Genomic DNA, 6,853 nt, shown 5'->3' on the forward strand with positions numbered 1-6,853 from the left:
GATCAGCCATACAGAATTCTATGACATTCTTCACAGTTTCGGGGTCGAAGTTGCTAAGAATCTGTCATATGTGCTGGTGAGAGACTCAGTGGCAAAGTGGTGCGCGACTCTGCCTTCGACGGCCTTCAGACAGTGCGGTCATCACAGAAGTTCTCGTCAGCGTCGAATCGGGCCCTGTTAGCCCACGGCCGCTGGCCTATGTGCGCTGGCGACGCCCGTGGAACAGCCAGTACAGCACAAGGGCTACGACCATCAGCCCTGCAGCGACGAGGTAGACTCCGCGCAGCCCGATGGCCGGGGTGAGCGCTCCGAGCATGACCGGCCCCAGCCCGGTGCCGACGTCGAGGAAGATGAAGAACGTCGAGACCGCCAGCGCTGCCCGGGCGGGCCCGGCCAGGGTGACGGCGATGGCCTGGATACTGGGAAAGAGCGAACCGAAGCCCAGCCCGGCCGGGATCGCAGCGGTGATGAGGACCCAGCCAGCCGGAGCCAGACCGATACCGACGAGGCTGAGAGTGAAGCTGACGATGAGCGGGGAGACGACGACATTGTCGCCGTAGGCGTCCTGCAGCCGTCCGACGAACAGCCGGCCGAGCAGCATCGCGACCGAGAACACCATGAAGAACACGCTGGCCGCCGAACCGAAGTCCTCTTCGTTCGCGAAGGTCTGGAGGAAGGCCAGCACAACTGAATACGACAGCCCGGCCAGCAGCATGACGGTTGCAATTCGCACACTGCGGTAGTCGATGATCGTACCCAGGCTCAGCCGCCACTTCAGCGCCCGTTCCTCCGGCGTCACCGCCCGCTCAGCTGGGCGCAGCAGCAGGCTGAAGACCACGCCGACGACAGAGAACCCGGCACACATGATGAACACGGCCGTGTACCCGTATGCCCCCGACAGCCACACGGCAAGGAACGGCCCCAGACCGGCCGACAGAGTCGTCGAAGTGCCGAAATAACCCGTCCCCTCAGACCGCCGCGACTGCGGGATGAGCCACTGGGCAACCGCCGTGATGGTGTTCGACCCCCAGCCGAAAGCCGCCCCATGGATGAGCCGGATGACGATGACCACCCAGATCTGATCGGCGAATACGTACGCCACAGCGGACATCACGAATAACACGAGCGCGGCGATCGTCGAGATCCTCCGGCCGACGAAGTCAAGGTACTTCCCGGCGATGATGCGCGCCACGGTCGCACCGATGATGAAGGCGCTGGCCGTCAGTCCGGCGACCGAGGAGCCGGCGCCGAATTCGGTGACGGCGTAACCGGCCATCGAGGTGATGAGCACATAGAAGGAGATGGAGAGGACGAAGTTGATCCCGAAGGCCAGCAGGAACTGACCGGTCCACAGCGGCTGCGGTGCGGCGGCACTCGCCCCAGCGCCAGGGTGCGCTGTCATGGACGCACTCCCCCCGCCTCGGGCGCGGCGAACCGTCCGTGGACCAGCCAGTAGAGCACTCCGCTGACGCCCACCAGCAGCGCAGCGACAGCGTACATCGTAGTGAACGAGGTCGCTGCGATGAGCGCACCGAGGGCGACCGGTCCCAGCCCGAAGCCGATGTCGATCATGAAGAAGTACGTCGAGGTCGCCACACCCACGCGGGTGGGCCCGGCGCGGCGGATGGTGATCGCCTGGGTTGAGGACATGAGCGTGCCGAAGCCCACCCCGCCGAGCACGCCGGCGAGAATGATCGTCCACATCTGGGGGACGACGGCGATGAGCACCATCGCGGTGAAGAACGAGGCGTACAGCGGGTAGACGACGATGTTGTCACCGTAGCTGTCCTGGATGCGGCCGAGGGTGAGCCGGGCGATGAGTGAGGAGCCGGCGAAGGCGAGGAAGAACGCAGGGGCGGCATCGGCGATGCAGATGCTCGTCGTGTAGGTGGTCAGGAAGGTCATGACCGAGGAGTAGGCGACACCGGCGGTGAGCACTGCCGAGCCGATGAGCAGGCCCGAGGGGTCGAACAGGCGCACCGGGTGGAAGCTGCGCCAGCTCAGCAGCTCGCGCTCATGGGCGGCGCGTTCGGGTACGCGCAGGAACAGGATCACGACCAACCCGAGCACCGTGAAGGCCAGGGAGGTGATGAACAGCCAGTGGTAGCCGTAGTCGCGTACGACGATGATCGCGATCAGTGGGCCGAGCGCTGCCGCCAGGGTCGTCGAGGTGCCGAAGTAGCCGGTGCCCTCTGCACGGCGAGACGGCGGGATGATGTCCTGGACAGCAGCCATGATGGCGGTGTGCCCGGCGCCGAACACCGCGCCGTGGATGAACCGGACCGCCAGCAGCAGCGGCAGCGAGTCAGCCGGCAGATACAGGGCACCGGCCACAGCGGAGAGGGTGAAGGCGGTGATGAGCACCCGGTAACGACCGAGGGTGTCGAGCATGGTGCCGACGAACATGCGGGCGGCGACCGCGCCGAGGACGAACGAGCTGGAGGCCAGACCGGCGGCGGAGTCGGAGGCGGCGAAGCGGATGACGGCGTAGCCGGCCATCGTGGTGATGAGCAGATAGAAGACGAAGGACAGGAACACGGCGGCGATGATCGCGACGGTGAAGTCCTTCGACCAGAGCCTCGGCTCTGCCACGCGCCTCCCTCCCTTCCATCACTGCTGTCTCATCTGCCGCCTGCGCCCGCACTCCTGCTCGGCGGCCTAATCACTGTAGAGCACCTCGGGCAGCCAGGTGACGATCTGCGGGAACACCGAGAACAGCGATCGCCAGACTGAGCACCACGACGTACGGAAGTGCCCCAGGCGCGCAGCCGGCGAGGACGACGAGCCCTGCGCTGGTGAGGCCGCCACCAACGGTGGAGGGCAAACCATGAGCATCTCCTTCGAAGCTGATGTAAAAGGACTCTAACAAGCGTTCGGTGCGTCATTCACATGACACCCGCCATACGGACACGATCACCGCCTCAGCAGCGGCGGATCTTGTGGGGAGCTTGACCTGGCGGCGGCCGATTTGGGCGTTAAGGTGGTGGCCATGACAGAGCTTTCACGCCCCACCAGCGGCATCGACGCCGTCGCGAATGACTATGTTGCCCGCCTGCTCGATATGAGCCCCTCGTTCCGCGTCTCGCTGGGAGTCGACGGCCGGATCGACGAACTCGATGACTACTCCCCCGCCGGTGCCCAGCGCCGCGCGGACCTCGCCAGGAACACCCTGTCCGCCCTCGACCAGGCCGTGGCCGCCGCCGAGACCCTCGACGACACCGACCGGGTGACCATTGATGCGATGCACGAGCGCCTGGAGCTCGACATCCAGACCGTCGAACGCGGCTATCACCTAGGCGATATCAACGTCATCACCTCCCCCGTCCAGCAGATCCGCGACGTTTTCGACCTCATGCCCACCGGCTCGGAAGGAGACTGGGAGCACATCGCCGCGAAGCTCTCGTCGGTGCCCGAGGCGCTCGACGGCTACCGCGAGTCACTGACCGCCGGTCGCGAACAGGGCCGGGTCGCTGCGATCCGCCAGGTGACCGAAGCCGCCAAGCAGGCTGAGGAGACCGCCAAACCCGGCGGGCACTTCGATGCCCTTATCACCGGCGCCTCGGTCCCAGAAGCACTTGCTGCCGCCCTGCAGGAAGGTGCCGAGCAGGCACGATCAGCCTACGGCGAGCTCGCACAGTTCCTGCGCACAGAGATCGCCCCGCACGCCGGCAGCGACGATGCGTGCGGCCGCGAGGAGTACGAACTGCACAGCCGGACGTTCCTGGGTGCAGACATCGACTTCGAGGAGACCTACCAGTGGGGTCTCGACCAGCTGGCGCAGATCCACTCCGAACAGGAGAAGATCGCAGCCCAGGTCTCCCCCGGTGATGACGTGTTCGCGGCGATGAAGGCGCTTGATGAGGATCCCTCCCGGCAGCTGCACGGGCTTGATGCGCTGCGCGAGTGGATGCAGGCCACCGCTGATGAGGCAACCCGCGAGCTGTCGAAGGAGCACTTCGAGATCCCCGAGCCGCTGCACACGATCGAGTGCATGGTGCTGCCCGATGGGACCGGCGGGATCTACTACACCGGTCCGACAGATGACTTCTCACGGCCTGGCCGCATGTGGTGGTCGGTGCCTGCCGGCACGCAGACCTTCTCAACATGGCAGGAGAAGACGACCGTCTATCACGAGGGTGTGCCGGGCCATCACCTGCAGATCGGGCAGGCGACGTATCTCAAGGAGCAGCTCAACGACTGGCGCCGGCACGCCTGCTGGGTCTCCGGACACGGTGAGGGCTGGGCGCTCTACGCCGAACGGCTCATGGCCGACCTCGGGTTCCTCGACGACCCCGGTGACTACATGGGCATGCTCGACTCGCAGCGGCTGCGTGCCGCCCGCGTATGCGTCGACCTGGGTGTGCATCTTAAGCTGGATGCGCCTGAGTCGGTGGGTGGCGGCACGTGGGATGCGAAGAAGGCCTGGCAGTTCCTCACCGACAATGTCGCCATGGACCGCAGCTTCCTCGCCTTCGAGCTCAACCGCTACCTCGGCTGGCCGGGTCAGGCGCCGAGCTACAAGATCGGTCAGCGGCTGTGGGAGGAGATCCGCGACGAGGCGAAGGCACAGGCCGGCGCGTCGTTCAGCCTCAAGGACTTCCACGCCAGGGCACTGGCCGTGGGCTCGGTCGGGCTCGATACGCTGCGGCGGGCGCTGGTGTAACGTCGAAGGTCACCTCTCGGAAGGACTGCGAGATCGATGAAGACCACGCTCCCGACCGACTGCGGCAACGCGCCGCGCATCGGCGTTGTCACTGATGTCGTCACGAACTGGGCGAAAGGCGACGCCGAGGCGCTGGCGGAATGGCTGACAGACGATGCCACCTGGACACTCGTCGGCACAACCGAGCACAACGGTGAGGATGCAGCCCTGCACGTGTGTCCGTCAGATGCGGCGACACATCTGGAGGTGACATCGATCATCACCCACGGTCGATTGGCGTCCTGCGACGGATTCCTCGACACGGAGAAGGGGCGGATCGGGTTCAGCCACGCATTCCGATTCGCGAGCACGTCGAAGACGGCCAAGATCAAGGACGTGCGCAGCTACTGCATCGACGTTCCGCGCTGAGCCGTGCGGATGCTGAGCTTTCGGGCCGGTCAGGTGGAGACAGCTGGCCGGCCCCGCTGCTTTGCGGGGCAGCAGGTGACGGTGTGTGCATTTCGTGAGGAATCCGGACCCGTCGAGTCTGCACGAAATGCACGCGGATCGGTTCAATCATGTGCTTTTCGTGTGGAATCGACAGAGCTTAACCGTCAGGACCCGAGCAGCTGCTCGGCGACGACCTCCCCGGTGATCGGGCCGAAGACCACGCCCCACATGCCGTGGCCGGTGGCGGCGGTGACGCGGTTGCCGATGCGGCGGGTGACGGGCCGGCCATCGGTGCTGACCGGGCGTGGGCCCACCCAATGGTCACGGGTGTCGGTCAGGTCGATGCCGTCCAGCAGCGGCGAGATCTGGGCGATGATCGCCTCGATGCGGCCAGGGCGAGGTGGAGCGTCGGGGTCGGCGAACTCCATCGTGCCGGCCACGCGGATCGCGTCCTGGTAGGGGGTGAGGACGACGCGCTGGGCAGGCAGATAGACCGGACCATCAGGCAGGTGCGACGGGTCGGCGTCGACGGTGAATGAATAGCCGCGGCCGCTGGCCTGGCCCGTGGCTGCGCCTCTCCCGCAGACGGTTCTCAACACGTCATCAGACCACGCGCCGGCGGCAACCACGAGCTCATCGGCGGTGAAGGCACGACCAGCGCGGTCGACGACGCTGACGGAGTCGCGGCCTGCATGGCCCGCGACCACCTCGGCGTCGGTGATGATCTGCACGCCGGCCCGCTCGGCGAGTCCGGCCAGCGCCCGGCAGTACTCCCCTGGGTCGATGTAGGCCTGGCCGGTGACACTCAGGGCTGCGGTGATGCGCTCGGAGAAGTACGGCTCAGTGGCCGGGTCGATGCGGTAGCTGCCGACGTCGATGCCGAGCTCAGCGATGGCGTCGAGTTCGAGATCGAACCTCACGATCGTGTCGTTGTCCTCCGCCCCGATCGTGTAGTCGGCTCGGTGGACCGGGCTTTCGAGTCCGGCTTCAGCGAGCCGGTCGAAGGCCGGCAGCGCCTGCCGGGCGAAGCCGGCGTTGTCGCGCAATGCGGCGTGGAAACGGCGTTCGGTCATGTGCGAGGCGAACTTCGCCAGGAACACGGTGAGTGCTGGGGTGACGCGGGAGAAGGTGAGCGGGGCGTGCGGCTTCGTCACGGCGTCGATGCCATGCCGCCAACCACCGGGTGCGGCCAGGGGTGTGGCGAGGCCAGGGCACACCCATCCGGCGTTGCCCCAGCTGGCACCGGCGGCCACACCTGAGCGGTCGAGGACGGTGACCTCCGCGCCGCGCTGGGCGAGCTGGTAGGCGGTGGCCAAGCCGATGATCCCTGCTCCGATGACAATCACGCGAGTCATGGAGTCAGTCTGTCACGTCACCATCGCTGACGGCAGGCAGGGCTGTCGTCACGCTCGGCAGGTCAGGCGAGCTCCCGGCGCAACTGCACGGCGATGTCGCGGGCCTTCTCGGTGACCGCTGGGTTGGCGCCGTATTCCGGTGCGCAGTCGAGGAGCAGGACGACGAGCTGGTCGGCGATCACCCGGTCGCCCAGGTCGGGGACGGTGGGCACGGAGCCAGCCGGCGCCTCGGGCGCGGAGGCCGTGTGCGCACCTGTGGCGGCCATAAGGCTCGAACGGGCTGGGCGGGCTGTCAGGCTCAGCGCTGCCAGGGTCGACAGCGCTTCGCGGATCGCCTGCCGGCGGTTGCGGCCGTCAGCGAGCACGGCATCCAGGTTGTGGCCGGGGTGGGGTGAGGAGGCCAGGG

General features: G+C 66.6%; 6 protein-coding genes and 1 pseudogene. 2 read left to right on the forward strand and 5 right to left on the reverse strand.

The features are described 5' to 3' along the window. Nucleotides 1-196: 196 nt before the first annotated feature. The 3 genes from M3B11_RS02230 to M3B11_RS02240 all read right to left on the reverse strand — a co-directional run bounded on the left by M3B11_RS02230 (nucleotide 197) and on the right by M3B11_RS02240 (nucleotide 2,829). Entirely contained in the window at nucleotides 197-1,402 is a 1,206-nt protein-coding gene (locus tag M3B11_RS02230) for an MFS transporter (RefSeq protein WP_259875091.1), read from the reverse strand. Continuing rightward, nucleotides 1,399-2,592, reverse strand: a complete 1,194-nt coding sequence (locus tag M3B11_RS02235; RefSeq protein ID WP_259875093.1) for an MFS transporter — start codon at nucleotides 2,590-2,592, stop codon at nucleotides 1,399-1,401. The genes M3B11_RS02230 and M3B11_RS02235 overlap by 4 nt, the downstream gene beginning before the upstream one ends. Before the next feature lie 66 nt (nucleotides 2,593-2,658). Next, the gene (locus M3B11_RS02240; protein ID WP_259875095.1) at nucleotides 2,659-2,829 is read right to left on the reverse strand and encodes a hypothetical protein; all 171 of its coding nucleotides are present in this window, start codon (nucleotides 2,827-2,829) and stop codon (nucleotides 2,659-2,661) included. Between the two features lie 160 nt (nucleotides 2,830-2,989). Between M3B11_RS02240 and M3B11_RS02245 the strand changes: the two genes are divergently transcribed. Both M3B11_RS02245 and M3B11_RS02250 read left to right on the forward strand, forming a co-directional pair. After that, nucleotides 2,990-4,663, forward strand: coding sequence for a DUF885 domain-containing protein (locus tag M3B11_RS02245; protein WP_259875097.1), 1,674 nt, complete (start codon nucleotides 2,990-2,992; stop codon nucleotides 4,661-4,663). A 36-nt stretch (nucleotides 4,664-4,699) separates the two neighbouring features. Continuing rightward, the gene (locus tag M3B11_RS02250; protein ID WP_259875099.1) at nucleotides 4,700-5,071 is read left to right on the forward strand and encodes a hypothetical protein; all 372 of its coding nucleotides are present in this window, start codon (nucleotides 4,700-4,702) and stop codon (nucleotides 5,069-5,071) included. 185 nt (nucleotides 5,072-5,256) lie between these two features. Here the strand turns inward: M3B11_RS02250 and M3B11_RS02255 are convergent, their stop codons facing one another. After that, on the reverse strand, nucleotides 5,257-6,447 hold the full coding sequence (locus M3B11_RS02255) for an FAD-binding oxidoreductase (RefSeq protein WP_259875101.1): 1,191 nt from the start codon (nucleotides 6,445-6,447) through the stop codon (nucleotides 5,257-5,259). Between the two features lie 62 nt (nucleotides 6,448-6,509). Beyond that, a pseudogene (locus tag M3B11_RS02260) lies at nucleotides 6,510-6,853 on the reverse strand (hypothetical protein); the annotation flags it as partial.

The sequence above is a fragment of the Brevibacterium sp. p3-SID960 genome (assembly GCF_025144725.1).
Classification (GTDB): Bacteria; Actinomycetota; Actinomycetes; order Actinomycetales; family Brevibacteriaceae; genus Brevibacterium.

Excerpts from the sequence above, each read along its gene's own strand:
- M3B11_RS02230 (WP_259875091.1), bottom strand. The coding sequence starts at position 1,402 with ATGACAGCGCACCCTGGCGCTGGGGCGAGTGCCGCCGCACCGCAGCCG.
- M3B11_RS02240 (WP_259875095.1), bottom strand. The coding sequence starts at position 2,829 with ATGGTTTGCCCTCCACCGTTGGTGGCGGCCTCACCAGCGCAGGGCTCG.
- M3B11_RS02245 (WP_259875097.1), top strand. The coding sequence starts at position 2,990 with ATGACAGAGCTTTCACGCCCCACCAGCGGCATCGACGCCGTCGCGAAT.
- M3B11_RS02250 (WP_259875099.1), top strand. The coding sequence starts at position 4,700 with ATGAAGACCACGCTCCCGACCGACTGCGGCAACGCGCCGCGCATCGGC.
- M3B11_RS02255 (WP_259875101.1), bottom strand. The coding sequence starts at position 6,447 with ATGACTCGCGTGATTGTCATCGGAGCAGGGATCATCGGCTTGGCCACC.